Source organism: Mesorhizobium sp. LSJC269B00 (assembly GCF_000502815.1).
In the GTDB taxonomy this organism is placed as follows: Bacteria; Pseudomonadota; Alphaproteobacteria; order Rhizobiales; family Rhizobiaceae; genus Mesorhizobium.
Genome location: NZ_AYVN01000008.1, coordinates 16,423 through 41,099, shown reverse-complemented (window position 1 = coordinate 41,099; position 24,677 = coordinate 16,423). Strand labels below are relative to the sequence as shown.

Below are 24,677 nucleotides of genomic sequence, written 5' to 3'. Positions count from 1 at the left end.
CTTGAATTTCAACGCAGTTATAAGAAGTTCGTGGAAACGTTATAACGCAACGAACTGACGAGTCGTCTGTTAACGCCCGGGCGCCCGGCACGTCTGGCCCAAAACACTTTCCCGCAGTGCCTCAACAAACGGCTTCCCCAATGCCGCGAACGGTGCTTTAACCCGCCCATCCACAGGGGTGCTCCGTATCGTCGGGGCTGAGATGAGGGCGGCAAGCCTTCGGACCCTAAAGCTGATCTGGATAATACCAGCGGAGCGAGGCGGGCGATGTTTTCAGGCGCACAGATTTCCCTTTATCCCATGACCGACGATTTCGTCGGCGTCATCCTCGGCGCGCTCGGCGCGCTCGATCCCTGGCGCGACCGGCTGCGGATCGAAACCGATGACATCTCGACCCTTATGGTCGGGCCGCCCGAGGTGCTGTTTCCCGCCATGCGCGACCTGTTCGTCGCGGCGGCCAAAAGCGGCAAGCACTGCGTGCTTTCGGCGGCGGTCTCGCGCGGCTGTCCGGGCGAGCCCGACGATCCGATCTGCCGCTCCGACGAGACCGGCGGCCCCGCCATTCCGCTGGACGAGCGCAAGATCGCCGCGATCCGCGCTGTCCAGGCCACGCCGTCGACCGGCCAGCCGGTGGCGGCGCAGTTCTCGCTCTACGTTATGGGCACGGGCGACCATATGGACGAGATCTACGGCTGCATCGATTTCCTGAAACAGTCCGGCGTCTTTGAGCGCTCAAAGAACTTCTGCACCAAATTGCGTGGCGATGCCGGTGCGGTGTTTGCCACGCTCAACGAGGCCTTCTGCCGCTTCGGCCCCGGCGCCGGCCACGTCACCCTCGACATCACGATCTCGGCGAACAGCCCGAGCGCCGTCTGAGCCGCGGCTCAAGCGTCGTTCCTTGAGGATATTGCCGTGGCTGGTTTATCTGACCCATTGCGTGGAGGAGATGCCTCTGACCCCTCAGCACAGAGAGGAGGGGAGCCATTGGCGATTGGCGAAGACCGCGATGCCCACGAATCTCCCCCCTCGAGCAGGAGATGGCCGGCAGGCCAGAGGGGGTCCCAGCGCGTGGAGCGCCGACGTCCTTTTCGCATCGGCAAGGCGTGGGCGCTCTATGCGAGACGACCCCCTCTGTCGCCTTCGGCGACATCTCCCCCTCGAGGGGGGAGATTAGCCGCAGCCATCGCCAAGACCATCCCCGCCGCCTGCGCCTCCGCCCTGCTCCTCGCGGCGTGGGAGCTCTACGCCCGCTATGGTGGCGCTGCGCCCACCATGCTGCCGGCGCCGTCGCGCGTGCTGCAGCAGGCCTGGGAGCATCGCGCTGCCCTTGCCGACAACACGCTGCCCACCATCCGCGCCACATCAGCCGGCTTCGCCTGCTCGTTGGTCGCTGCCTTCGTGCTTTCGGCGCTGGTCGATTTCTTGGCCCCGCTGCGCCGCGCGCTGTTTCCGCTGCTGATTGTCAGCCAGACCTTGCCGCTGGTCGCGATTGCGCCGCTCATCGTACTGTGGTTCGGCTTCGGGCTGATGCCAAAAATCTTGCTTGTGGCGCTCGTTACCTTCTTCCCGATGATGGTGGCGCTGGTCGAGGGTTTTGCCGCGACCAGCAAGGCGATTTCGCAGATGCTCGCCACCATGGGGGCAGGGCGCTGGCGCATCTTCTGGCTGGCGCGCCTGCCTTCGGCGCTGCCCTATTTCTTCGCCGGGCTGCGCATCTCCATCACCTACGCCGTCGTCGGCGCGATCTTCGCCGAATATGCGGGGGCGGCGAAGGGGCTGGGCATCTACATGCTCAATGCCAAGAACAACTTTCGGCCCGATCTGGTGCTCGCCGCGGTCGCCGTCAGCGCCGCGCTCACGCTTGTCTTGTTCGCCATTGCGGTGCTCGTCCAGCGCTTCGCCATGCCTTGGGAGAATGCAGGGAGCGAAAGCCGCGACGGCAAGGTTGAAGCTGCAGAAGAGAACCGTCAATGACGCGGCTCGAACTCCGGGACATCAGGAAGAACTTCGGCGCGCTTGAGGTGCTCGCCGGCATTTCGCTTCATGTCGCGGCCGGCGAGTTCGTCTCCATCCTCGGCCCTTCCGGCGCCGGCAAGTCGACGCTGTTCCAGTTGCTGACCGGCGCGCTGAAAGGCGAGGGCGACATGCGCTTCGACGGCGCGCCATTGCAGGGCAGCCCCTTCGCCTTCATGCCGCAGCGCGACGCGCTGATGCCGTGGCGGCGCGTCATCGACAATGTGACGCTGGGGCTGGAAGTGCAGGGTCTTGGCCGCAAGGCGGCGCGCGAACGCGTCGCGCCGTTGTTCGCTGAGTTCGGCCTTGCCGGTTTCGAGCGCGCCTGGCCGGCCGAGCTTTCCGGCGGCATGCGCCAGCGCGCCGCCCTTTTGCGCACCGTGGTGCAGCAGCGCGACATGCTGCTGCTCGACGAGCCCTTTGGCGCGCTGGATGCACTGACCCGCGCGGGTATGCAGCGCTGGCTGGAAGGCATGTGGCAGCGCCAACGCTGGACGGCGCTGCTGATCACCCATGACGTGCGCGAAGCCGTCTACCTCTCCGATCGCATCTATCTGATGTCGGCGCGGCCGGCCCGCATCATCGGCGAGATTGCCGTGCCGCTGCCGCGCCCGCGCACCACCGGCAGCGATGCCGCGCGCCAGGCCGCCGCGCTCGAAGCCGACATCCTCGACACGCTGCTCAATCCCGGGACTGACCGGCCCTCGTTCCCGCAGACCGCTCAAAGGAGTTTTTCATGACCGAATTCACACGCCGGCAGGCTTTGCTGCTGACGCTGGCTGCCGGACTGCCGCTTGCCTCTCGCGCTCATGCGGCTACGCAAAAAATCACCGTCGCGCTCGACTGGACGGTCAACACCAACCATGTCGGCCTGTTCGTTGCCCGCGACAAAGGGTTCTACCACGAGGTCGGGCTCGATGTTGAGATCCTGCCCTATGGCGATACTGGCGGCGGCACGCTGGTCGCCAACCGCATCGCCGATTTCGGCATTGCCGGCGTCGGCCTGTTCACCCAGCGGGCTGCCGGCGCCGATCTCAAGGCGGTCTACGCCGTGGTCCAGCAGGAGACCGGCCGGTTGGTCTTCAACGCGGATCGCGGCGAGATCAAGAGTCCCAGGAATCTCGACGGTCTGACCTATGGCGGCTTCGGCAGCGCCTGGGAAAACACGCTGATCTCGACCATCATCCGCCACGATGGCGGCAAGGGCGTTTTCGAGACGGTGACATTAGGCACCTCGGCCTATGAGGCGCTGGCCAACGGCTCGGTCGACTTCACGCTGGAGGTCTCGACCTGGGAAGGCGTCGCTGCCGAGCTGAAAGGCGTCAGGCAGCGCGGCTTCCGCTACGCCGACTACGGCGTGCCCGACGAGCACACTACCTTGATCGCCTCCAGCAATGCCTATCTCCAGGCAAACCCGAAGGCCGCATCGGCCTTCGTCGAGGCAACGCGGCGCGGCTACCAATTTGCCTGCGATCACCCGCAGGAAGCCGGCGATCTGCTGATGGCTTCCAACAAGGATGCGCTGACCGACCCGGCGCTGATCCACGCTTCGCTGAAGATGCTCGTCGACGGGCATTTCTTGCGCAGCCAGGACGGCGTCATCGGCACCATCGACAGGGCCAAGATCGAGGCGATCGGTACCTACCTCTTCAGGGCCGGCATATTGCTCGATGGCGATGGCAAGGCTCTGAAGGAGAAGCCGGATTTCGGGGGGTATTTTACGAACGAGTTTTTGGGAGCGTAATCTCCCCCCTCGAGGGGGAGATGTCGCCGAAGGCGACAGAGGGNGAGGTTGGCACTCTACGCGAGGCGACCCCCTCTGGCCTGCCGGCCATCTCCCCCTCGAGGGGGGAGATTGCGCCTCACCGCCTTCTCCCTCACATATCGATCATCGAGCGCTTCACCCGGCCGATGATGGTGATGGCGCCTTCGAGCGCCGGCGGCGGGATGTCCATGTAGGAGGCCGGCTGGAAGGGCGGGTTCTCGTTGGGGCGATAGCGCTTGTAGGTGGCCTGGCCGCTTTCGTCCGAAATGACATAGCAGCCATTGGTCACCAGCCGCTTGTCCCTGAGGTTGACGAAGATGATCGAATCCGGTGGCGAGATCTTGTTCATCGACGGGCCGTCGACGCGCAGCGCAATCCATTGGCCCTGCTCCAGATCGGTGGTGGGGATGGTCGGATAGTCGCTGAGATTGACCACCATGTCCTGGCTGCCGAGTTCGCCGGCGCTGATCCATGAGACGATGGGCACGTCGACGGTGGCCAGCGACGGCATCGGGATCTGCCGGCCCGACTCGTCAAAGCCGAAATGGCCCCCCGAAAGGCTGCCGCCGTCGCCGTTGAACAAGAGCCAGCCGGGATCGACGCCGAACAGGCGGCCGTATTTCTCCGCCGCCTTGCGCGACAGCGGCCGGTTGCCGTTCTCGTGACTGATCAGGGTGTTCTTGTTGATGTCGCGCAATGCCCGCGCGGCGTCGCTCGGCGAGGCATAGCCCGCCTCCGCCCGCGCCTGCTGCAATCTGTGCCTCGGTTCCTGCATCGTACAAATTGCCTGAAATTTATCGTCCAATATGTACGATTTCGCTTGCGTACGTTTCGTACATATCGTACGCTTAGCGCATGATCGAACAAATCGCAAGCGTTTCCGCAGACATCCTCAGCTTTCTCCCATCGTCCGGGCTGTCCTCCTCCCCGGTCCGGACGCAAACCGGGGCTTCTGCCCCGGATCCGGTCGAACCGTCGTCCCCCCGATCGACCGGAACGGCCGGAGCCGCTCCTCTCCCGGCTCCGGCCACCTCTTCAGCCCATGGCGCCGCCGGCGCGCCAAGGGCTGTCTCCGGCGGGCAGGGTATTTCCTGCATCCGCACGGAAGATGGCACCGTCATCCTGTTCGACCGGCTGACGGGCAGGGCGGTTTCCGCCCTCACCAAAGCGGCCGCCGAAGCCGCCTTGCGGCATCTCGCCGGCTCGCTGCCGGCCGCCAGTATCGGCTGACCGCACCGACCATCCGCTCTGATTTTTCCCGTGGGCCCTCGGGGCCGGCGCTCGGCCTTGCGCGCGCAATCAATGGATACCGACATGACTGCCTATACCGACACCGAATTGCAGGAGATCGCCGTCTGGCTGAGGGATGGCCTGTCGGCCACAGGGATCGCCGTCCGCTTCACGGCGCTGCGCGGCAGTCCGGTCTCGCGCAATGCCATCATCGGCATCGTCCACCGCAACAGCGCGTTGAAGACCATCGGCTTCGCCAACCCCAGAGGCGGCAGGTCCGGCGGCCGACCGAGGAAGAATGCGACGGGGAAGACTGCGGCAAACGAGAATACCGCCAAGAGGAATCCGCCGGCGCAGCCAAGCAAGCCCGTAACGGAAGTAGGAGTTTCGAAGCAGGCCGCGCCGGTCAAACCGGCCGCCAAACCGAGCCGTCAGCCATCGGCCAGGCCTCTGTTGCCAGCCCGTCCGGCGCCCTCGATCCCGGGCGAAGGACGGCTGGTGGTGGACGGCGAAATCTACCGCTTCAATGTGCCGGCGCCGCGCCCTGCCTCGCTCGGGCGTCAGCCGCATGTCGCCGCCATGCGCTTCATCGACTGCCTGTTCGACCGCTGCCGCGCGCCGCTCGACCTGACGCTGGAGGAAGACCCCGACAACGATGCTCCCGGCAGTCGGCCGGGGCTCGAGATGCTGTGCTGCGGCCTGCGCACAAGGGCGCTGAAAAGCTACTGCGAATATCATCAGACGCGTTTCCACCGACCTGTGGCGGAGGTGGTGTGAGCGGCTGGGCTCCGTTCCTCGCCTCCGGACGACCCCACCAATGATCGAAAGCCGGCGGGACAGCGCCCCCCTCTGTCCTGCCGGACGTTCGTCGCTCGGAAAGCCAAGCAATTGGCTTTCCGTCCGCTTCGCGGACCACTCCTCAACCCCCACGAGGGGGGCGATCGGATATCGCCGCCGATTTCGCCAATTGCCAACGTTGCAGAGGCGCAGCCGCCGAAACTGCCAATCTCCCCCTCGTGGGGGAGATGCCCGGCAGGGCAGAGGGGGGCGCGAAGGAACGCCAACCTTCCGGCTCAACAACCCAATCCCACAAGGATCCTCCGATGAGCAAAAAAACCGCGCAGAAACGGCAGCCACCAAAACTCCCCACAGGCGAAGCCGAGCAGGTGCGCATCCGCCGCGAGATCGGCCATGATTTCGCGCTGAAGGACGATCGCTTCGGCCGCAAGCGGTTGAGCGTCGGCACCGAAGAGGCGCGGCGCGTCTACGAGGTCTCCAATGACGGCTACACCGCGACCGGCGGCATCGTGCGGGTGCGCAATGTCGATCCGCTGGTCGGCATCACCTCACTGACCCGCCAGCAGCGTGAGGCCGGCCAGCGGTTTCGCGACGATTTCGAGCGCGCCTCGCGTGACGGGCTGCGGCCGATGCCGTGGGAAGAGCGCATTGACGGCGGCCGCATCAATGGCGGCATCCCCGACCGCGTGCTCAACGCCGGCCGCGCCCACACCCATGCCATCGCCGCCATGGCCCACTGGGAAGTGGCGGAGGTGGTTCGCAAAATCTGCCTCGAAGGCCAGTCGGTGAAGGCGCTCGCCGAACGCACCGGCGAGGGACGAGATGTGGTGGTGAAGCTGTTGAAGGTCGGGCTCGACCTTTTGGCCGTTGATTACGGGATGATGACGCGGAAGCCGCGATAAGGCCGGCAGCCGCGTAGTGAAGCGGCCGGCCGGCAGATGCCGGCCGAACCGGTTTCACCTTATCGGATCACCGTTCGCAAACGCGAATTTCCTCGACGATCCTGTGATGATGGCGCCAATGCTTGACCAACTCTATGCGGCAATGGCGATGGTGCCTGTGATACCTGTGGTACCTGAAGCCGTTATGGTAGGCATTATACTGGTAGTAAGGGCGAGGAGCGTAGCGATCGTAATAGTCGCCATAGCTGTCATTGTAGTCATCGTCATAGTAGCCGTTGCCGATGCCGATCACGACGCGCCCGCCGGCATTCGCCGGAGCGATCATCGCCGCCGCCGCAGTGATAGCGATAGCCGAAGCAAGCAGGAGCTTTCTCATAGCTGCCTCCTATTCAAGGTTGCGCTAATATAACTCGCTGGACACGACCTCGTTCCATAATTTTGCAAGATGCGAACGACCCCTGCGCCGTGCATTGCGAGGAAAGTCAGCGTCACCTCCTGTCAGCATCGTCCCCCGATTTTTGAACCCTTCGCCGCCCCAGCCATTAATCCGGCATGAATCAGCAAGGGAAGGACGAGACCATGCATGTCATTCTTGGAGGTACCGGCCATGTCGGCTCGGCGGCGGCAATGGCGCTGTTGCGGCAGGGCGAGGATGTCACGGTGGTGACGCGCGACGAGTCGAAGGCCGCATGGTTGGTTGAACAGGGCGCGGAGGCCGCGGTTGCCGATGTGCTCGATGTCGAGGCGCTGCGTGAAGTCTTGCGGCGCGGCAAGCGGGCGTTTCTGCTCAACCCGCCGGCCGATCCATCGACCGACACCGACGCCGAGGAGCGCAAGACGGTTGGCGCCATTGCGACGGCACTGGAGGGGTCCGGCCTCGAAAAAGTGGTAGCGGAATCGACCTATGGCGCGCAGGCCGGCGAGGGTGTCGGCGATCTCACCGTCCTTTACGGCCTCGAGCAGAAGCTGAAGGCCCAGGCCATTCCGGCAAGCATCAACCGCGCCGCCTATTACATGAGCAACTGGGATCAGGCCCTGGAGACGGCGCGGCGCGACGGCGTCATCACCTCCTTCTTCCCGGCGGATTTCGAGCTGCCGATGGTGGCGCCGCAGGATCTCGGCGAGGCTGCGGCGAGACGTCTGCTGGAGCCGGCGGACAAGACCGGCACGCACTATATCGAGGGTCCTCGGCGCTACTCCGCCGCCGATGTCGCCGCAGCCTTCAGTGCGGCGTTGCGCAAAAACGTGCGCGTGGTCACGGTGCCGCGGGAGCGCTGGACAGAAACCTACGAAAAACTAGGCTTCTCCAAAGCGGCGGCCGAGTCCTATGCCCGCATGACCGGGGCCACGCTGGACAAGCCGATGCAGCCGGAAAACCCGGAGCGCGGCACGACCAGCCTGGAAAGCTATATTGCTGCGCTCGTCGAGGGCCGGCCGGAAGACCTGTTGAAGGGCGCAGCGTAAAGTGAAGGGTTGCTGTTGAGAAACAGGCGCTTCGACGACCTACGTGGCCCGCTATTCCTATTGCCTGACCGTTCGGCAGTTGCCCGCCGGCGGCGTGGTCTTGCAGATATCGATGGAGGTGCGCGTGTCGCCGTGACCGGTTTCGGTTATCAGATTCAGGTCCAAAAGTTCGTATGTCACGAGGTATCGTATGCTGTCGTCGGGTATTTTTTGCATGGCCGATACGATCCACGAACCTGCTTTCATCTCGGTGAAATAGCTGTCGACCTTGCGTTCATACCATTTGGGTATCGGAACGAGGACGATGGTCTTCTTGCCGTGGATTTTCTTGGCGGCCGGCAGCATGATCCGGTGAATGCCGACAAAGGCGCGGCTGTCTGCCAGGCGCCGTACGCCGCCCGCAAGAACCATCGTACAAGCTGACGAACAGACTGCGCCGACGGGGTTGGCGACGCCGAAGCGGAGGTCGCCCGGCCCGCAGGCTTTTGTGTCTGGCGCGCATTCGGAGAACTCCGTCTTGCCAACCATCGTGTCGAGCCCGCTGGCGCGGATCATATGGCCAAGCGCCATCGCCGCATCGGTCTCGCCGCCCGGGGAATTCAACGCCAAAGGCAATTTGCGGGGGCCGAGTTTTTTCAGCAAAGCCTTCAGCAAAGCTGGCGTGCCGGCCACGATGTGACCTTCCGCCGAAATCCATTCCGGGCATGTCGGCTCGCATCCTGGCGTGCTGTTGCGTACAACGACGAAGTGCATCGGCGGTGTATATGCCAGTATGGCAGGCTCAGGCGTCGTTTGGGCGATCGCGCCGCCAATCGCCAGCAGCACGAAAACCAACGTCCATGCGAATGTCTTCATGCCGAGCCTCGCCTGGCAGAGCATCACTTGAGAAATGGGTCTTTGCAAGCATTATCAAAACAAGCCGAGCACGTGTTTCTATGGGCCGCGCACTATCTCTGCATGATGGACAGGCAGCTACTGGCGGCCCCTGTCTGAACCGTCGTCGCTTTCCGCCGCCCCCTCCCACCCGAACACACTGCGCCCTCCAAGCAGATGCGACTGGTCGAACTCGCCGGCGACGATCTCCTTAAGGCTTGGCCCGGTGACGTAGCGCTCCAGCCGCCGCGCTTCGCCATCCAGCCGCTGCAGCGCGCCGAGCTCTTCCTCGCGGCCGAGCTTGGCCTTGCCGACGGCCGATTTCAGCACCGCGATCGTCTCGTCATAGACTTTCAGCGGCACCGGGAAGGGGTGGCGGTCCTTGCCGCCATGGGCGAGCGAGAAGCGCGCCGGATCGGAGAAGCGGCAGGGCGCGCCATGCACCACTTCCGCCACCATGGCCAGCGCCCGCACCGTGCGCGCGCCGACGCCGGGCACCAGCAGCAGCTCGGGAAAGTCGGCCGGCCCGCTTTCGATGGCGGCGGAAATGTTGCCGTGCAGCCGGTGCATGACGATGTCGCTCTCGCGCACGTCGTGATGCGCCGGCATCACCAGATTGGGCAGCATCGGCTGCGCCGCCGGTTTCGCAGGCGCTGCTTTCGGCGGCGGCTCCAGCACGGCAAGCTCGTCGAGGATCCGTTCCGGGCTCATGGTCTTCAACAGGTCGATCTGGCCGCTACGTGACGGCGCGGCGCGATGGTCGGTCAGGTTGACGATCTCGCCCTGCCGCTCGCCCTCGATCGCCGCATGCGGCTGGTCGACGAAGCTTGTCAGCCCTTCCGACAGCCAGTGATAGCGCCGCGCCTGGCGGCTGTCGCCGTTCATGCCTTGCTGCACCACCACCCAGCGGCTGTCGTCGGTGACGATGAAGCCGTGCAGATAGAGGTCGAAGCCGTCCTGCACGGCCGCACTGTCCACTTTGGCGACCAGGCGGCTGGCGGTGGCGAGTGCCGCGCCATCGATGCCGACGCGTTCGCCGATCGCGGTCAGCTCCTGCGGCGTCTTGCGCGAATGCGCGCCGCGCCCGCCGCAGACATGGATGCCGAGCTCGCGCGACATCGGGTTCAGCCCGCGCTTCAGCGCGCCGACGACCGAGGTGGTGATGCCCGAGGAGTGCCAGTCCATGCCCATGACGGCGCCGAAAGACTGGAACCAGAACGGATGCGCCAGCCGCCGCAACAGCTCGTCGCGGCCATAGTGATGGATGATCGCCTCGCACAGCACAGCGCCCAGCCGCGTCATGCGATCGCCCAGCCATTTCGGAACCCGCCCGCCATGCAGCGGCAAGTCCGCACTGCCGCTTCGCTGCGTCAAGGGTTGTCTCCGTGGCTAAGGCGCATCCGGTGGTGCGCCTGTGATCTAGATGGCATTGGGGCGGGGATTTGCAAGCGGGTGGCGCCTGGCGCGCCTGAGTACAGTGCACTCGATGCTGGCGAAGGCGATGGTAGGTGACCTTTCCTAGGCCGACGCAGGTGTCTGTTTCGATGAATGCCGAATGAATTTGCTGTTCCAGGCTCGCGCGCGGGAGAACTCCGGTTTATGGCAAGAGGTGTCAAAACGGCGCGAGAGCAGCATTCATGAACTATCGGCACGCATTTCACGCCGGCAACCATACTGAGGTTTTCAAACACGCCGCCTTAACGATTGTCCTTGAGCGTCTAGCCCAGAAAACGCAGCCCTTTATGGTATTGGACACGCATGCGGGTATTGGATCATACGATTTGACGTCGGAGGAAGCCAACCGGACGGGCGAAAAAGACTCCGGCGTTGCAAAAGTTCTTGGCCAAAAACTAGCTTCTGCGCCCCGCTACACAAGCCTTCTAAACGATTTGAATAGAGACGGACTGAGGATTTACCCCGGGTCCCCGGAGATTATTCGGAATATGCTCCGAGACGGTGATCGCCTTGTAGCGTGCGAATTGCACCCCAAAGATGGGCGGCTTTTGCAAAAACGCTTCAGGCGCGACCGAAGGGTTTTGGTCCAACTGCGCGATGGATATGAAGCGATTGGAGCTCTATTGCCTCCGCCAGAACGACGTGGACTGGTTTTCATCGATCCACCTTTCGAGCAGAAAGACGAAACGAAGCGCCTCGCAAACGCCCTTCAGAAGGGTGCTAGAAAATGGGCAACCGGCGTATTTCTTGTGTGGTATCCGATCAAGGACGCGACGACCGGAGCCGCGTTGGCTAGGGCCACGATCTCCGCGGGTTTCCAGAAGATATTGCGGGCAGAGTTCCTACCTTATCTGAGAGATGGCATTCGCTTGGCGGGAAGCGGAATGATAATCTGCAACCCCCCCTGGACGGTGGATGAGAGCCTACGAAGGCTGTGTCGCGAATTGACCCCGCTGTTGGGAGACGCGAAGAGCACGTGGTCCGTTGACTGGGTAGCTGGCAGTAGCTAATGGATTCGGTCAATTGGCTGGGGTTCGTCATTCTCAATCGCGTGAATGACTGCCATCAGCTCACGCCATTTTTGGCAGGTCGCTATGTCGCTTCGGGCCAATGCCCTGTCAGCACGATCGTCCATAAGTTCGAGCGCATTGTCCGAGCCGTAGCGTTGCATCATTCTGACGCCTCGATGCCAGGTAGCTCGGTCAAATCCATAGTCATGCAGGCGCGAAGCGTTGTCGATTGTCGAATCGATGGTCACGTCGTATGGGCCGACTTTGAACCCTGACTTCTTTCGCTTCAATGTCATAAGCTCCGTGCGCGTCATCTTCGCGTCTGGTATTTTCTGTATAACGACTCAGAGGTGGTCGCCAACAAGCGCCAAAATGCGTTAGCATTTGGCGGGGTGGCAAATATAACACAGTGAGACGAGCGGTGCGAATTTTCGGCCCAAGGGAGAGCGTTTTGGCCGCAAAGTTTGAGATCGAATTCCTGCGTCAATTTTACCAAATGTTAGATAGGTCGTTCGGCCACGGCGCCGCAATTGGAATGAATGCGTGATGTTGGCGCCTTCAATCGGTGAAAACCGGTCTTCAGTCCTTAGAGCTCCGCTTCCCTCTCGGCTCAGGGAGCAACTCGCTTTGTGCGCGATGCAGCCCGAGCGGGTATTGTTCCTCGACATCGAGACGACCGGCCTGAGCCACTACTACGATGAAATCACGGTCATAGGTTGGTCGATCGGAGGGCGTGCATCCACACTGGTGAAGGGAGATCAACATCGCGAGTTAGTCGAGGATGCGAAGAACGCGATCGCCATGGTGACATTCAATGGCATCCGGTTCGACCAAAGGTTTATTCGGCAGGAGTTTCCCGACGTGGAGCTGCCTGGTATCCATCTTGATCTCATGTACCTGTGCCGTCGCGTGGGCCTGACGGGCGGACAAAAGGCGATCGAAAGGCAGCTAGGCATCAATCTGCGAAGCGATATCGGTAATTTGGACGGATTCGCCGCCGTTCTATTATGGCACCGGTATCTGAGGGGTGATTTTGGCGCGCTCGAGACGCTCGTTCGCTATAACCGCGCGGATATTGCGGCGATGGGTGCCATATTTGACCATGTGTTGGACCTGGTGCAGATCAACCCAGATTTGTTCACAGGGTCCACGAAATTCTTGCCTTGGGCGGCGCCAACGGGATGGACCGATCTGCCGGCCCTTCGCCCCGCAGGTCCTGACCTACTTTCTGCACCTCACTTCGATCAGCTTCTCGCAGATGGTCCTGCTGCAAGGGCCCTCATCGTTGGCATCGATCTCACCGGGTCGGAAGCCCGAGGCTCAGGTTGGTGCCTGTTGAACGGCAATCTTGCTAGCACCGAAACCATATTCAGTGACGATGCCATTCTCTCTCGGACGATAGACGCAAGGCCTGATCTGGTGTCGATCGATTCCCCTCTTTGCTTGCCAACTGGTAGACTCACGGTAGAAGACTCCGACCCCGGTCGCGACCAATTTGGTATTATGCGGGTGTGCGAACGTGAGCTGAAGCGACGGGGTGTGAACGTCTATCCGTGCCTTTTGCCAAGCATGCAGAAGCTCACAGCCCGAGGCATGAGGCTTGCAAATGTACTAAGACAGCAGGGTATTCCTGTTATTGAAAGCTATCCCGGTGCCGCCCAGGACATCATGCGAATTCCACGCAAAGGCGCTGGCGTGGAATGGCTGAAGCTGGGGCTTAGTGAGTTCGGCATTGAAGGGGACTACACTGACGTCAACATCTCCCACGACGAACTAGATGCAATCACCTCGGCACTTGTAGGCACATTCCATATGGCCGGCCTTTCCGAAGCGTTGGGTGCCGTGGAGGAGCCGCCTTTGATCATTCCCAAACTGGATGCTGTCCCAGGTCCCTTAGTTATAGGCCTGAGCGGTCCTATCGCAGCCGGAAAGACCACATTCGCTCAAGCACTAGAACAAGCCGGCTTCGCATATACCCGCTTTAGCCTGGTAATCGATGAGATTCTCAGAGAGCAGGGCCGAGATCTTGACCGGACAAACCGTCAAGATTTGGGACGCCAAATCAACGCTTCTGGACGACAGCGATGGCTAGCTGAGCAAACATTGAAGCGCGTAGAGGGCGCCCAAAGGATTGTTGTTGACGGCCTTCGCTTTCCTGAAGACCATGCTTTTCTGGTCGAAAAGTTCGGGGCGTGCTTTCGGCATATATTCATTGACGCGGGGGAGCCCCTTAGGCGAGTACGGTATCACGAGCGAACCGCCGACGGGAGTTTCGACGACGCCGCACATTCAGAAGTTGAAGGAAGAGTCGAACAGTTGCGTCCGTTAGCGCATGAAATCTTTGTGAATGAGGCGGCTAAGTCCGAACTCCAAGCGAAGGTTGGTCGCGTTTTGAAAAGCGTGAATGAGGCGGAAAAATGCCAATCTCAATTGTAGTCGGCGGCCAGTTCGGCTCTGAGGGAAAGGGCAAAGTTGCCCTCGAGTTGGCTCGTAGAGCCAAGGAGCCAGTGACTGTTGTTCGTGTCGGCGGACCCAACTCAGGGCATACAGGGTATGACTATCGCGGTAAGAAATGGGCGTTGAGGCAGATGCCTGCAAGTTGCGTGGATCGAAACGTTGATGTCGTCTTTCCAGCAGGCTCCTACATAGACGTAGAAGTATTCTTGAAGGAAATTGAGGTTCTCCGATATCCCAAAGAGCGTTTGGTTATCAGTCCCTATGCGAGGATCATAACAGAGCAGCACAAAGCTTGGGAGCGGGAGGCTGGTCTAGTGGGCTCAATCGGATCTACAGGTTCCGGCGTGGGAGGGGCGGTTATGGCATCCGTCGCTAGAGGGGCTCAAAATCTTGGAATGACATCGCCGGATGCCGCGCACTATGAGCCCCTGGCGCCATTCGTCCGAGATGCATCCGAACATCTTCGAAGGAAGCTCGATGTTGGTGAACGTGTCATCGTAGAAGGCACGCAAGGTTTTGGTCTGTCGCTGCTCGACGGGGGTTACTGGCCGAAAGCGACTTCGCGAGCGACTACGGCAGCTGCCGCGCTTGCGGAAACCGGGTTAAGTCCCTTAGACGTTGATGACGTCACAATGGTAATTCGTTCGTATCCCATTAGGGTAGCTGGAGAGTCGGGTCCGTTGTTAGGTGAGACTACGTGGAAGTCGATAGGAGCCGAAATCGATGATGATTCTGATCTTACCGAATACACCACCGTTACAAACAAAATACGGCGAGTCGGCAAATTTGACCCAGAGCTTGTTCGCAAAGCTCTGATAGCAAACTCGCCGACGAATCTTGTGTTGAATCATCTTGACTACGTAGGTAACCAAGAAACTTTGACTCGGTCCGACAGCCGATTGTCTCAATTCATCACGTATGTCGAGGGTAATATAGGTCGCTCTATCGATTGGTATGGTTTTTCGCCACTGGGAATTGTGGACGCCTCACTGAATGAGCACCGAAATGCGTTCTTATGAACTGAAGGATATCGAACGCGAAGATGTGTCAAAAACCCGCGCTGAAGGGTTGGCGAAGGTTCATCGAGATAGTAAAAAAGACCCTTTTCCAGATATCCCTCCCTCGTTGCTGTCCGCATCAGACATCACCAGGTATGTTCGTGCGACAGGGTTAATTGGTCCGTTTCACTTGGGTGGCGAGAAGTCTCGCCTTAAGAAAGCGAGCTACGAAGGGCGGATTGGCTCTTGCGCATTTACGTTTCCAGATGGCAGCAACAAGCTTGAAAATGTTTTGGATTCGGGAAACTCAGATCATTCTCTTCTCGTGAAAGCAAATTCAATAGTTTTTGTTGAGTGTGACCTTGATTTTAGACTCCCCAGAAATATCGCGCTTCGATTTAATTTGCAAATTGTGCACGTTCACAGGGGTCTTTTGCTTGGAACTGGGCCTTTAGTAGACCCTGGTTACTGGGGAAAATTATGCATTCCGCTGCACAATCTTACCGACAAAGACTACGAAATACCGCGACATGAAGGGCTAATTTGGGTTGAATTCACAAAAACGACTTCTGACGACGACGAGGGAAGAGTGCCCTTAGAGGAAGAGCAAGGAGAGCACTGGGATATTAGTGTATTCATTCGGAAGGCCGCCAGACAGTTTAATAAATCGGGTCCGATGATTGGTATCCAAAGTTCTATTCCATCAACGGCAATCCAGGCTGAAACGAAAGCCAAGGAAGCCGCAAGCGACGCTAGTATCGCCGCAGCGGAGTCAAGTGAAGCAAAAAAAGCGGCCGAAGCCGTCAGGGCTAGTATAAGAAACTATGGTGTAGGTGGTGCTTTGGCGGCTATTGTTGCTGTCGTTTCTATTTGGGCTTCATTTTGGTTCGGGAATAGAACTGACATTGCGGCGATGGTTTCAAGAATCGATGTATTACAGACAAGTATGGCCGTGTATAAGTCGCAAGGGGGCGAGAATTTGGGGCCAAATGCGGCGCAAACGGAAAAATTGTTGAAATCGGTCGAGGCATTGGGTTTTCAGGTCGAACAACTCAAAATGGAGAACTCGTATCTGCGTACTCAGCTTTCTGAATTGAAAGGCAAATAGCTGGGGCAAGGCTTTATTTGAGAAGAGAGTATCTTTTTTTGAGCGTTTGCCGCGCAGGATTTTTGCTTCTCCGCATAAGCCTGCGTCATTTCACCCCCTAAAACAGCGCCTTCTCCACCGCCTGCTCCAGCGTCTCCGCGAACGGCGTCGCCAGATGGTGCTGGTCGCGGTAGGCGATTTTGCCGTTGATGAAGACGTGGCAGGTTTTGGCGCCGCAGAACTGGCTGGTCAGGTCGATGTAGCTGGCGCCGGGCACGGCGCGCACGATGTCGCGCTCTTTCGCCGCGCCCCGTCATTGGCGGGCGTCGGCCCGCTTCTGGTCGCACAGCGACGGCCTTTCGCCGCGCCACAGCGCGCGTGCCACGCAGGTGTCGACATGATCGTCGCTGAACGGCACATCGCGGATAACGGCAACCTTGAGCCCGGCCTGGCTGAACGGGGTGAGCGTCGCGTGCAGGCCGGCGCGCCCGTCGGCATCCTGGCTGACGGGCGCCTGCGTGCCGGCCGACATCTTGTCCAGGCTGTCCAACGCGATCTCCGAGATCACCACCAGGTTCGGCCGCGCGGCGATGATCTGCCGGATCGATTGCGCGCGCCATTGATCGCACTCGGTGTAGTTCCGCTTCAGCTTGGTCGCCCATACGGTCAGCCGCGAGGCGCGGCAGCCGGATTTGAGCCAGGTGACGACCTTGGTGTCGTTCTTCTCGGCCGCCTCGATCAGCGGCGTCGACCAGTGGTCGGCATGCGAGTCCCCGAACAGCGCAATCGAGCGCGGGGCGTCCTTGTTGCCGAACACGCAGGCCTTCGGCGTCACCGTCTCAAAGGAGAGAATACAGCCGGCCGCGCGCGCCGTGGAAGGCTGCGCGGCGCTGGCGGCAATGCAGGCAGGCGCTCCACGCGCGGCCACCGCCTCCTTCGCCAAATCTCCGACATCCGGGGTCGGCCCTTGCGTTGCCCCCGTCACACGCAATCGGCTATCCAACCGGCAGCCATGCAATTCAAACGGAGCCTCCCATGACCAACACCACCATTTTCAAATTCGGCGCTGTCGAGCATGCCGAGGGCGGCGACTTACCGGGCTGGATCGTTGTCGCGGGCCGGCCGACCATGCAGACCGCCGTGCAGCACACCACCGCCGACGGCAAGGTGCTGTCGGGCACCTGGCGGGCCTCGCCCGGCACTTATCACGCCACCTACACCGACTATGAGTTCGTGCACATGATCGCCGGCCGCATCATCATCACGCCCGATGGCGGCACGCCTGTCGAGGTCGGTCCGGGCGATGCGTTCGTGGTCGAAGCCGATTTCAAGGGCACCTGGCAGATCCTCGAGCCGGTAACCAAGCACTTCGTCGTCAAGCTTGCTTGATCGACGTAGTCAAGCTTGCTTGATCGACGTCGCCAGGGTCGCCTGATCGGCTCGTCGTCAGGCTTGCTTGATCGCGTCGTCAGGAGTGCCTGATCGGTGCCGATACACGTCGGCCGGCGCGGTTCATCGCCAGCGTCCCCCTCGCCCAGCAGGGGGAGGGGGACGTAGCGAAGCGAATATCGGTTAAGAGGGCGTCACCTCGTTCGCTTCGAACCGATGCGGATCGAAAAGCTGAGACGATGGCGTTCTGCGGAGCCTGGTCGAGATAACGCAGGCCAGGACTGCTGCCGGGTCGCCGGCGCGTCAGCCAAGAGCGAGCGGCGCACTTCGAGAGTGCATGCCGCCCGTCCGGCGCCGGGCCGTCAATGCTGTTGTTACGAAACCCCCCAGCCCCGTCTCAACCGCCACGGCCATGGCGTGACCCATGGCTTGCTATACGCATGCAGCACCGCGGTCTGTCAACGCCGCCCGCAATGGCCGCGGGGGGTCGCCTTTGCACCTCCCGGCCAGCTTCCAACCGGCCGCGCGCAAGCCATTCGCCGCTACAAAATGCGCTTGAAATGGCGGTTTTCCGGGTGTTCCGGCCGCTCCGGAGCGGCCCTTTGGCGCGACAGAGGTCGCGATCTAGGCGATTGGATGAATTTGTCTTTCGCGGCTGAAACGTTTCAGGAGCCGATTTGTAAACCTGACTTTTTTTGGGTGTATTTCCCTCACGTCAGTTTTGCACTCCAGCCGGCCCGATCGACCCGCCGGAGGGCAAGCCTCAGGGGCCGGCGTCGGCGCTCTGAGTCTCTCGGACCGACGGGCGCCGGACCATGCCGCTGACGACATAGGCCGCCGCGCCCAGCGCCGTGATCCAGAAGCTCGTCGGCCAGTCGGTCAGGAAGGCGAGCGTCAGGCTGATCCAGGCGATGATCACGGCAAGCGCGATGGACGTCAGCACGCCGGCTCCGACGCCGCTAGTAAGCCTGAGCGCGGTGGCTGCAGGCGCCACCATCAGCGCGAAGACGAGCAGCACGCCGACGATCTGCACCGCCTCGGACGTGGCGACGGCGACCAGCACCATGAACAGGGTCGAGACAAGAGTGAGCGGCACGCCGCGCGCTTCGGCGAGTTCCGGCTGCAGGCTGGCGAACAGCAGCGGCCGCGCGATCAGCAAAAGCGCGACAAGGATCGCCACCGCCAGCACCGCAAGCACGATAACGGTGCGCAGGCTGATGCCCAGCACATTGCCGAACAGCACGTTGGTCGCCTGCGAGGCGAAGGCGGTGTAGAAATGCAGAAACAGCAAGCCCAAGCCGAGCGACAGCGTCAAAACGATGCCGATGGCGACGTCGCGATGCGCGCGTTCGCCGAGCAGGCCGATGCCGATGCCGGCGGCGACGGTAAACACGGTGAGGCCGAGAAACGGCGACAGCCCGATCAGGCCGGCGCCGGTGGCGCCGGGAAAGCCGACATGGGAGAGCGCATGACCGGCGAAGGTCTGGCCCCGGAGCACGAGGAAATAGCCGACCGCGCCCGAAACGATGCCGACGATGGTGCAGGCATAGAAGGCGTTGCGCATGAATTCATAGTCAAAGATCGTGGACATGCGCCCCGCTCTCCAGTTCGACATCGTCGGCCATGACGAAGATGCGGCCGGCAACCCGCACCACATTGATATGCGTGCCATAGAGTTTCGACAGCACCGGACCGCTGATGACCTCGTCGACGGAACCGATCGCCGCCTTGCGGTTGCCGAGATAGAGCACGCGGTCGACGGCGCGCAGCAGCGGGTTGATCTCGTGCGAGCAGAACAGCACGGCAATGCCGAGCCGCTCGCCGATCTGATGCACCAGGTCGATGATCGCGCGCTGATGGCCTGCATCGAGGCTGATCAGCGGCTCGTCGAGCAGCAGCAGTTGCGGATTGCCGATCAAGGATTGCGCGATCAGGATGCGCTGGCGCTCGCCACCGGAAAGCTCGCCCAAGGGACGGCGCGCGAGGCTGCCGGCGCCCACCTCTTCAAGTGCCTTCCACGCCGCCTCCTTCTCGGCAGCCGATGCGACGGGCCAGCCCCAGCGATGCCCGCCGGCGGCACTCAGCACGAAGTCGAGGCCGCTGACGCCGACATCGCCAAGCGCGCGCCGCGCCTGCGGCATATAGCCGATGTCGGCGTTGCCGCGCGTCGGCGATTTGCCAAGCACCGAAATGGCGCCGCCGGCCGGTTTGATCAGGCCGAGAATGGCGCGCAGCATCGTCGTCTTGCCGGCGCCATTGGCGCCGAGCAGGCCGACAAAGGCGCCTTGCGGTAGAGAAAAGGAGACGTCGGATAAAACCCGGCGTCCCCCATAGGTCAGCGTGACCTTGTCGAATTCGATTGCGTTCATTTAGTCACATTCATTCGCAGGTCACGTTCATTGTGTGCGGGCGGCGAGCGCCTTCTGGACCGCGTCGATCTGGCCGCGGAACCAGGTCTGGATCGTCTGGCCCGCCGGTTCCGTCTCGGTGACGCCGATGATCGTGACCTTGTTCTGCCTGGCGATGTCGAGCAGCCTTGTCGTTGCCCCGTCGGTCACCTGCGAATTGTAGAACAGGATCTTGGCCGAGCCGTCCTTCAGGCTGTTTTCGAACGCCGCCACCTGCGTGGCGCTCGGCTCCGCATCGTTCATCAAGGCCACCTGGAAATCGTAGTTCAGCATCTTGAGACCGAGCGCTTCCGCCATGTAGCCGAAGAGATCGGAAGAGCACACGTCTGAACTCNGCCGAAGACCGGCTCGGTAGCCGTCACCTCGGTGCCGGCATAGGTGTTCTTGACGTCGGCGATTTCCTTGTCAATGGCCTCGAGCGAGGTCTGGAATGCCTTCAGGTTCGCCTCGTAGTGCACCGCATTGGCCGGATCGCGCTTGACAAGGTCGGCGCTCAGCGCCTTGGCGATGGCCGGCAGCGTCGCCGGGTCGTACCACAGATGCGGGTTGTCGCCCGACTTCTTGCCGATCAGGTCGGCGGCGACGATGGTCGTGCGATCCTTGGCTGTCGAGGCCGACAGCAGCTTGTCCATCCACGGATCGTAATCGGCGCCGTTGTAGATGACGATCTTGGCGTCGGCGATAGTGCGCGCCGTCGACGGGCTGGTCTCGAACAGATGCGGATCGTCATCGGGATTGGCCAGGATGCTGGTGACGGTGACGTTGCTGCCGCCGATCTGGCGGGCAAGGTCGCCATAGAAATTCTCGGCCGCCACGATGGTCAGCTTGTCTTCGGCGCCGACAGCCGTGCCGGTCAAAAGCGGCACAGCGACGAGCAGCGCGGCGAGAAAGGGAATGCGACGCATCCGTGGTCTCCTTGCAGTCTGAAATGTATGTCGCCGGAGAGGCGGGCTGTGTAACTGTATAACAGTAACAATATAACGTTTGCGTCGAAAATACGGCTGATGTCAATGGGCTTTTCGAGCCGCGCAGTTTTTCACGCGCACAAAAGCGTGAGCGGCCTGCGCCGATCAGGCGGAGCCACTCATGCCTGTCGGCTATATGCGAAAGGGCAGGCGATCGCCGGCACCGCGAGGCCGCCGCGAGCACACCGGTCGTGGCGGTATCCTGATGAATTCGCGGCGGGTAAGTTCCTTGCTTGTTGCCGTCAGTTTTGCGGACGCCTTCCCTCCCACGCGTGCTGCAACAGGGCGCGGATTGCGGCGCGGTCGAAAGGCCGCGGATTCCAGTATGGGTTCCTGGTCGCAATCTCGGCGGCGCGGTCGAGATCGGCCTGCTTGAGGCCGAGTTCTTTCAATGTAAGGGGCGCGCCGACCGCCTTGGCGAAATCGTGGAGACCGCTACCGGCGCTGCCGCCAAACAAGTCGGCGACCGGCTTCAACAAGTCGGGCACCGCGACGGCGTTGAAGCCGATCGTGTGCGGCAACATCACCGCATGGGTCTCGGCATGCGGCATGTCGAAAGAGCCGCCCAGCGTGTGACAGATCTTGTGATGCAGCGCCATGCCGACGGCGCCGAGCACCGTACCGCACAGCCAGGCGCCGTAAAGCGCATCGCCGCGTGCATCGATATTTCCAGGCTCCTTGGTCAACACCGGCAGCGCCGCCTTTATGGCGCGCAATCCTTCTTTCGCCATCAGGGTGGAAATCGGATGGCGATCCTGCGCGTAAAGCGCTTCGGCCGCGTGCGCCACGGCGTTGAGTCCTGACGCGACGCTCATCGCTATCGGCAGGCCGACGGTCAGCTCTGGATCGTAGATCACCACTTCCGGCAGGATCCTTGCGTCACGCATTGTGGTTTTTTCGCCGTTCTCGGTCTGACCGAGGATCGGCGTCACCTCCGAGCCGGCATAGGTGGTCGGGATGACGATCTGCGGCAGGTCGGTGCGCCAGGCGATCGCCTTGCCGAGACCGGTGGTCGAGCCGCCGCCAAGCGCGACAACGCAGTCAGCCTTGACCTCGGTTGCCTTGGCCATTGCCGTTTGGGTTACCTCGACCGGCGTGTGCATGGCGGCGCCCGAAAAGGTGCCGGCCGCCAGCGCGCCGAGGGATTTGGCAAGCGCCTCGCCGTCGGCAGCCCGATGCGGCGTCGACAGCACCAGCGCGCGATTGCAGCCGAGTTTTTCGATCCAGGTGCCCACCTCGGACGACGCGCCATTGCCGAAGACAATATGCGCAGGGCTGCCGGAGTAGGTGAACGTCCTTGTCATGCCGATCCGCTCCCTTTGCATATTATCACTGTGACGGAGCCGAAATCGAGCGACCAGCTCTCGCCGCCGGCGACATCGTTTGCGTCGTCACCGTCTCGCAAGCGGGGCCTGATCTCTCCCGCGTACTCGCAAACGTATCGCCTTGACCACAAAAACGTCAAAAAAGTATCAGTGAGGTGGACACACCGTGGTGGCGGCTGCATGAATTGCCGCCTAAGCTTCGATCACTGCAGAGAGCGGCAAACGCGGCCTGCGGGAGATGGCACTGCAACTGGTCGCATGACCGGACCGGCGCCGGGAGGAACTGACATGAATCCGGACTTGGAAGTCGTCCAGATCAGACGCGGCGAGTCGTTCAAGGCCTGGGCCCACGGCTACCCCTTCCACACGGTGCGCTGGCACTTCCACCCCGAATACGAAATCCATCACGTCGTCGCCACCACGGGCCATTATTTCGTCGGTGACTTCATCGGCGAGTTCGAGCCCGGCAATCTCGTGCTCACCGGCCCGAACCTGCCGCACAACTGGGTCAGCGACGTGCCGGCAGGCGCCAGCGTGCCGCTGCGCGGCCGCGTCGTGCAGTTCTCGCAAGAGTTCATTGCCGACGCCACCGCCGCGTTGCCGGAACTTGCCGGTTGTGAAAACATTCTCGAGCTCAGCCGCCGCGGCGCGCTGTTCTCCACCGCTACCGCCAAGCTCGCCGCACCTGTGCTGGCCGAACTGGTCGAAGCGCAAGGCGTTCGCCGCATCGCTTTGTTCATGGAGCTGATCGATATTCTGAGCCGCGCCGCCGATGTGCGGACGCTCACCAGCGCCAGCTATCTGCCAGATCCCTCAGGCTTCATGTCGGCCGGCGTCAACAAGGCGCTTGCCTATATCAACGCCAACCTGACCGAGCCGTTCAGCGAAAGCGATCTGGCGGCGATCGCCGGCCGCAGCCCGAGCGCGTTTTCGCGCAGCTTCCGCCGCCATACCGGCATGGCGCTGGTGCAGTATGTCAACCGGTTGCGCATCAACCTCGCCTGCCAACTGCTGATGAGCGAGGCCGACATGCCGATCACCGAGATCTGCTATGCCGCCGGCTACAACAACATCTCGAATTTCAACCGCCAGTTCCTGACCCAGAAAGGCATGTCGCCTTCGCGCTTCAGGGCCCTGCTGGCGGAAAACATCAGCGCGGAGATTGCCGCCTAACAGGGAGGACCGGGAGGAGCCTAGACATTTACTGAGGTAAGAACGCGGGGTGCGTTGGAGGCGCCCCGTGCTGGAGATCGCTTGTCCCGAAATCCAGGGATATCAAGGGGATGCGCAGCACGGATCAAGTGCTCCGTTGTTCCTCGCAACAGCCGACTGCAGTCAAGGCCCGGCGCCATGTGGTGTCCAGGGCTTCATGAAACCATTCCTTGAAACGGAGCTATCAAAATGACCAGATTTGCCTGGAAATCGACGGGAGCCATTGCGCTCACTCTGTCTCTTCTTGGCGGCACCGCTGCCTTTGCCGCCCCGGTTACCGACGCCACGGTCGCCTTCTTGATGCCCGACCAGGCCTCGACGCGCTACGAGCAGCACGACTATCCCGGCTTCGTCGCCGAGATGAAAAAACTCTGCCCCGGCTGCAAGGTGATCTACCAGAACGCCGATGCCGACGCCTCGCGCCAGCAGCAGCAGTTCAACTCGGTAATCTCGCAGGGCGCCAAGGCGATCGTGCTTGACCCTGTCGACTCGACCGCCGCCGCCTCGCTGGTCAAGCTGGCGCAGAGCCAGGGCGTCAAGGTCATCGCGTATGATCGCCCGATCCCGACCGCACCTGCCGACTTCTACGTCTCGTTCAACAATGAAGGCATCGGCAAGGCCATTGCCGACTCGCTCGTCGAACACCTCAAGGCGCTGAAGGTCGACCCCGCCAGCGGCGGCCTGCTGCAGATCAACGGATCGCCGACCGACGCGGCCGCCGGGCTGATCAAGAAGGGCATCCATTCCAGCCTCGACAACAGCGGCTACAAGATCCTTGCCGAATACGACACGCCGGAATGGGCGCCGCCGAAGGCGCAGCAATGGGCAAGCGGCCAGATCACCCGCTTCTCCACGCAGATCGTCGGCGTCGTTGCGGCCAATGACGGCACCGGTGGTGGCGCCATCGCCGCCTTCAAGGCCGCCGGTGTCGATCCGGTGCCGCCGGTGACCGGCAACGATGCGACCATCGCCGCCCTGCAGCTGATCATCGCCGGCGACCAGTACAACACCATCTCCAAGCCGAGCGAGATCGTTGCGGCGGCTGCAGCCAACGTCGCCGTCCAGCTTCTGTCGGGCGAGACGCCGAAGGCCGAAATGACCCTCTACGACACCCCGTCGCAGCTGTTCACGCCGGCGGTGGTGACGCAGGAAAACCTCAAGGCCGAGATCATCGACAAGAAGATCAACACCGCCGAAGAGCTTTGCGTCGACCGCTATGCCGAAGGCTGCAAGAAGCTCGGCATCACAAAGTGACAATGCAGGTCGCCCCAAAAGTGCGCAGCGGTTTTGGGATAACGACATGCATAAAAGGATGACCTAGAATCC

General features: G+C 61.7%; 23 protein-coding genes, 1 pseudogene and 1 riboswitch. Of the genes and pseudogenes, 14 read left to right on the top strand and 10 right to left on the bottom strand.

Translation table 11 applies throughout. The features are described from left to right. The first annotated feature begins 164 nt into the window (after positions 1–164). Positions 165–277, top strand: a riboswitch (TPP riboswitch). From X771_RS145605 to X771_RS145620, 4 genes are all read left to right on the top strand, one after another. Then, the gene (locus tag X771_RS145605) at positions 268–876 is read left to right on the top strand and encodes a YkoF family thiamine/hydroxymethylpyrimidine-binding protein (RefSeq protein ID WP_023670364.1); all 609 of its coding nucleotides are present in this window, start codon (positions 268–270) and stop codon (positions 874–876) included. (Overlaps the previous riboswitch by 10 nt.) Before the next feature lie 255 nt (positions 877–1,131). Beyond that, entirely contained in the window at positions 1,132–1,974 is an 843-nt protein-coding gene (locus X771_RS145610) for an ABC transporter permease (RefSeq protein ID WP_023689011.1), read from the top strand. Further along, positions 1,971–2,753: an ABC transporter ATP-binding protein gene (locus tag X771_RS145615; protein WP_023689010.1), complete on the top strand. Its 783-nt coding sequence runs from the start codon at positions 1,971–1,973 to the stop codon at positions 2,751–2,753. Before X771_RS145610 ends, X771_RS145615 begins: the two co-directional genes overlap by 4 nt. Further along, positions 2,750–3,757 (top strand): ABC transporter substrate-binding protein, encoded by a 1,008-nt coding sequence (locus X771_RS145620; RefSeq protein ID WP_023689009.1) that lies wholly within the window; start codon positions 2,750–2,752, stop codon positions 3,755–3,757. The genes X771_RS145615 and X771_RS145620 overlap by 4 nt, the downstream gene beginning before the upstream one ends. 133 nt (positions 3,758–3,890) lie before the next feature. Here X771_RS145620 and X771_RS145625 read toward each other — a convergent pair whose 3' ends face one another. Further along, complete coding sequence (locus tag X771_RS145625; RefSeq protein WP_023689008.1) at positions 3,891–4,553, bottom strand: S24 family peptidase; 663 nt, start codon at positions 4,551–4,553, stop codon at positions 3,891–3,893. Positions 4,554–4,633: 80 nt separating this feature from the next. Here X771_RS145625 and X771_RS1000000166945 point away from each other — a divergent pair, with 80 nt between their 5' ends. From X771_RS1000000166945 to X771_RS145635, 3 genes are all read left to right on the top strand, one after another. Further along, complete coding sequence (locus tag X771_RS1000000166945; RefSeq protein WP_023689007.1) at positions 4,634–5,008, top strand: hypothetical protein; 375 nt, start codon at positions 4,634–4,636, stop codon at positions 5,006–5,008. Between the two features lie 84 nt (positions 5,009–5,092). After that, entirely contained in the window at positions 5,093–5,785 is a 693-nt protein-coding gene (locus tag X771_RS145630) for a GcrA cell cycle regulator (RefSeq protein ID WP_023689006.1), read from the top strand. A gap of 326 nt (positions 5,786–6,111) precedes the next feature. Continuing rightward, positions 6,112–6,708 (top strand): DUF6456 domain-containing protein, encoded by a 597-nt coding sequence (locus X771_RS145635; protein ID WP_023689005.1) that lies wholly within the window; start codon positions 6,112–6,114, stop codon positions 6,706–6,708. 67 nt (positions 6,709–6,775) lie between these two features. On the opposite strand, the gene X771_RS145640 is transcribed toward X771_RS145635, so the two are convergent. Next, positions 6,776–7,084 (bottom strand): hypothetical protein, encoded by a 309-nt coding sequence (locus X771_RS145640; protein WP_023689004.1) that lies wholly within the window; start codon positions 7,082–7,084, stop codon positions 6,776–6,778. A 203-nt stretch (positions 7,085–7,287) separates the two neighbouring features. Between X771_RS145640 and X771_RS145645 the strand changes: the two genes are divergently transcribed. Continuing rightward, a complete protein-coding gene (locus tag X771_RS145645) occupies positions 7,288–8,172 on the top strand; it encodes an NmrA family NAD(P)-binding protein (protein ID WP_023689003.1) in 885 nt (294 codons plus the stop codon). A gap of 57 nt (positions 8,173–8,229) precedes the next feature. Here the strand turns inward: X771_RS145645 and X771_RS1000000165945 are convergent, their stop codons facing one another. From X771_RS1000000165945 to X771_RS145660, 3 genes are all read right to left on the bottom strand, one after another. Beyond that, a complete protein-coding gene (locus X771_RS1000000165945) occupies positions 8,230–8,997 on the bottom strand; it encodes a hypothetical protein (RefSeq protein WP_155923295.1) in 768 nt (255 codons plus the stop codon). 147 nt (positions 8,998–9,144) lie between these two features. Beyond that, on the bottom strand, positions 9,145–10,419 hold the full coding sequence (locus X771_RS145650; RefSeq protein ID WP_023689001.1) for a DUF763 domain-containing protein: 1,275 nt from the start codon (positions 10,417–10,419) through the stop codon (positions 9,145–9,147). Between the two features lie 1,087 nt (positions 10,420–11,506). Next, positions 11,507–11,800, bottom strand: coding sequence for a hypothetical protein (locus X771_RS145660; protein WP_156936015.1), 294 nt, complete (start codon positions 11,798–11,800; stop codon positions 11,507–11,509). Positions 11,801–12,164: 364 nt separating this feature from the next. On the opposite strand from X771_RS145660, the gene X771_RS1000000165940 reads away from it, so the two are divergent. From X771_RS1000000165940 to X771_RS1000000168230, 3 genes are read left to right on the top strand one after another with little or no spacing between them, the layout of a single operon-like run. Further along, entirely contained in the window at positions 12,165–13,946 is a 1,782-nt protein-coding gene (locus X771_RS1000000165940; protein ID WP_198025844.1) for a ribonuclease H-like domain-containing protein, read from the top strand. After that, positions 13,928–14,986, top strand: coding sequence for an adenylosuccinate synthetase (locus tag X771_RS1000000166935; RefSeq protein ID WP_084566787.1), 1,059 nt, complete (start codon positions 13,928–13,930; stop codon positions 14,984–14,986). Before X771_RS1000000165940 ends, X771_RS1000000166935 begins: the two co-directional genes overlap by 19 nt. Further along, complete coding sequence (locus tag X771_RS1000000168230; RefSeq protein WP_156936014.1) at positions 14,961–16,073, top strand: hypothetical protein; 1,113 nt, start codon at positions 14,961–14,963, stop codon at positions 16,071–16,073. The genes X771_RS1000000166935 and X771_RS1000000168230 overlap by 26 nt, the downstream gene beginning before the upstream one ends. 97 nt (positions 16,074–16,170) lie before the next feature. Here the strand turns inward: X771_RS1000000168230 and X771_RS01000000165160 are convergent. Further along, positions 16,171–16,869 (bottom strand): annotated as a pseudogene (locus X771_RS01000000165160) (SGNH hydrolase domain-containing protein). Positions 16,870–17,087: 218 nt separating this feature from the next. Between X771_RS01000000165160 and X771_RS145665 the strand changes: the two are divergent. Then, positions 17,088–17,441: a cupin domain-containing protein gene (locus X771_RS145665; protein ID WP_023688994.1), complete on the top strand. Its 354-nt coding sequence runs from the start codon at positions 17,088–17,090 to the stop codon at positions 17,439–17,441. Between the two features lie 763 nt (positions 17,442–18,204). Here X771_RS145665 and X771_RS145670 read toward each other — a convergent pair. The 4 genes from X771_RS145670 to X771_RS145680 all read right to left on the bottom strand — a co-directional run bounded on the left by X771_RS145670 (position 18,205) and on the right by X771_RS145680 (position 22,118). Next, positions 18,205–19,032, bottom strand: a complete 828-nt coding sequence (locus X771_RS145670; RefSeq protein WP_023685454.1) for a metal ABC transporter permease — start codon at positions 19,030–19,032, stop codon at positions 18,205–18,207. Beyond that, the gene (locus X771_RS145675) at positions 19,016–19,810 is read right to left on the bottom strand and encodes an ABC transporter ATP-binding protein (protein WP_023688992.1); all 795 of its coding nucleotides are present in this window, start codon (positions 19,808–19,810) and stop codon (positions 19,016–19,018) included. The genes X771_RS145670 and X771_RS145675 overlap by 17 nt, the downstream gene beginning before the upstream one ends. 27 nt (positions 19,811–19,837) lie before the next feature. Then, on the bottom strand, positions 19,838–20,146 hold the full coding sequence (locus tag X771_RS1000000169770; RefSeq protein ID WP_198025843.1) for a zinc ABC transporter substrate-binding protein: 309 nt from the start codon (positions 20,144–20,146) through the stop codon (positions 19,838–19,840). A 910-nt stretch (positions 20,147–21,056) separates the two neighbouring features. Further along, positions 21,057–22,118 carry a maleylacetate reductase gene (locus X771_RS145680; RefSeq protein WP_023688991.1) on the bottom strand — a complete coding sequence of 354 codons (1,062 nt, stop codon included), beginning with the start codon at positions 22,116–22,118 and terminating at the stop codon, positions 21,057–21,059. Between the two features lie 309 nt (positions 22,119–22,427). Between X771_RS145680 and X771_RS145685 the strand changes: the two genes are divergently transcribed. Beyond that, positions 22,428–23,312 (top strand): AraC family transcriptional regulator, encoded by an 885-nt coding sequence (locus X771_RS145685; protein ID WP_023672497.1) that lies wholly within the window; start codon positions 22,428–22,430, stop codon positions 23,310–23,312. A gap of 228 nt (positions 23,313–23,540) precedes the next feature. Next, on the top strand, positions 23,541–24,605 hold the full coding sequence (locus tag X771_RS145690) for a sugar ABC transporter substrate-binding protein (RefSeq protein WP_023672498.1): 1,065 nt from the start codon (positions 23,541–23,543) through the stop codon (positions 24,603–24,605). The last annotated feature ends 72 nt before the right edge of the window (positions 24,606–24,677 follow it).

What these genes read in the sequence shown, in the direction of transcription:
- X771_RS145605 (WP_023670364.1), top strand. Translation starts at nt 268, where the DNA reads ATGTTTTCAGGCGCACAGATTTCCCTTTATCCCATGACCGACGATTTC.
- X771_RS145615 (WP_023689010.1), top strand. Translation starts at nt 1,971, where the DNA reads ATGACGCGGCTCGAACTCCGGGACATCAGGAAGAACTTCGGCGCGCTT.
- X771_RS145620 (WP_023689009.1), top strand. Translation starts at nt 2,750, where the DNA reads ATGACCGAATTCACACGCCGGCAGGCTTTGCTGCTGACGCTGGCTGCC.
- X771_RS145625 (WP_023689008.1), bottom strand. Translation starts at nt 4,553, where the DNA reads ATGCAGGAACCGAGGCACAGATTGCAGCAGGCGCGGGCGGAGGCGGGC.
- X771_RS1000000166945 (WP_023689007.1), top strand. Translation starts at nt 4,634, where the DNA reads ATGATCGAACAAATCGCAAGCGTTTCCGCAGACATCCTCAGCTTTCTC.
- X771_RS145630 (WP_023689006.1), top strand. Translation starts at nt 5,093, where the DNA reads ATGACTGCCTATACCGACACCGAATTGCAGGAGATCGCCGTCTGGCTG.
- X771_RS145635 (WP_023689005.1), top strand. Translation starts at nt 6,112, where the DNA reads ATGAGCAAAAAAACCGCGCAGAAACGGCAGCCACCAAAACTCCCCACA.
- X771_RS145640 (WP_023689004.1), bottom strand. Translation starts at nt 7,084, where the DNA reads ATGAGAAAGCTCCTGCTTGCTTCGGCTATCGCTATCACTGCGGCGGCG.
- X771_RS145645 (WP_023689003.1), top strand. Translation starts at nt 7,288, where the DNA reads ATGCATGTCATTCTTGGAGGTACCGGCCATGTCGGCTCGGCGGCGGCA.
- X771_RS1000000166935 (WP_084566787.1), top strand. Translation starts at nt 13,928, where the DNA reads ATGCCAATCTCAATTGTAGTCGGCGGCCAGTTCGGCTCTGAGGGAAAG.
- X771_RS1000000168230 (WP_156936014.1), top strand. Translation starts at nt 14,961, where the DNA reads ATGAGCACCGAAATGCGTTCTTATGAACTGAAGGATATCGAACGCGAA.
- X771_RS145665 (WP_023688994.1), top strand. Translation starts at nt 17,088, where the DNA reads ATGACCAACACCACCATTTTCAAATTCGGCGCTGTCGAGCATGCCGAG.
- X771_RS145670 (WP_023685454.1), bottom strand. Translation starts at nt 19,032, where the DNA reads ATGTCCACGATCTTTGACTATGAATTCATGCGCAACGCCTTCTATGCC.
- X771_RS145675 (WP_023688992.1), bottom strand. Translation starts at nt 19,810, where the DNA reads ATGAACGCAATCGAATTCGACAAGGTCACGCTGACCTATGGGGGACGC.
- X771_RS1000000169770 (WP_198025843.1), bottom strand. Translation starts at nt 20,146, where the DNA reads ATGGCGGAAGCGCTCGGTCTCAAGATGCTGAACTACGATTTCCAGGTG.
- X771_RS145680 (WP_023688991.1), bottom strand. Translation starts at nt 22,118, where the DNA reads ATGACAAGGACGTTCACCTACTCCGGCAGCCCTGCGCATATTGTCTTC.
- X771_RS145685 (WP_023672497.1), top strand. Translation starts at nt 22,428, where the DNA reads ATGAATCCGGACTTGGAAGTCGTCCAGATCAGACGCGGCGAGTCGTTC.
- X771_RS145690 (WP_023672498.1), top strand. Translation starts at nt 23,541, where the DNA reads ATGACCAGATTTGCCTGGAAATCGACGGGAGCCATTGCGCTCACTCTG.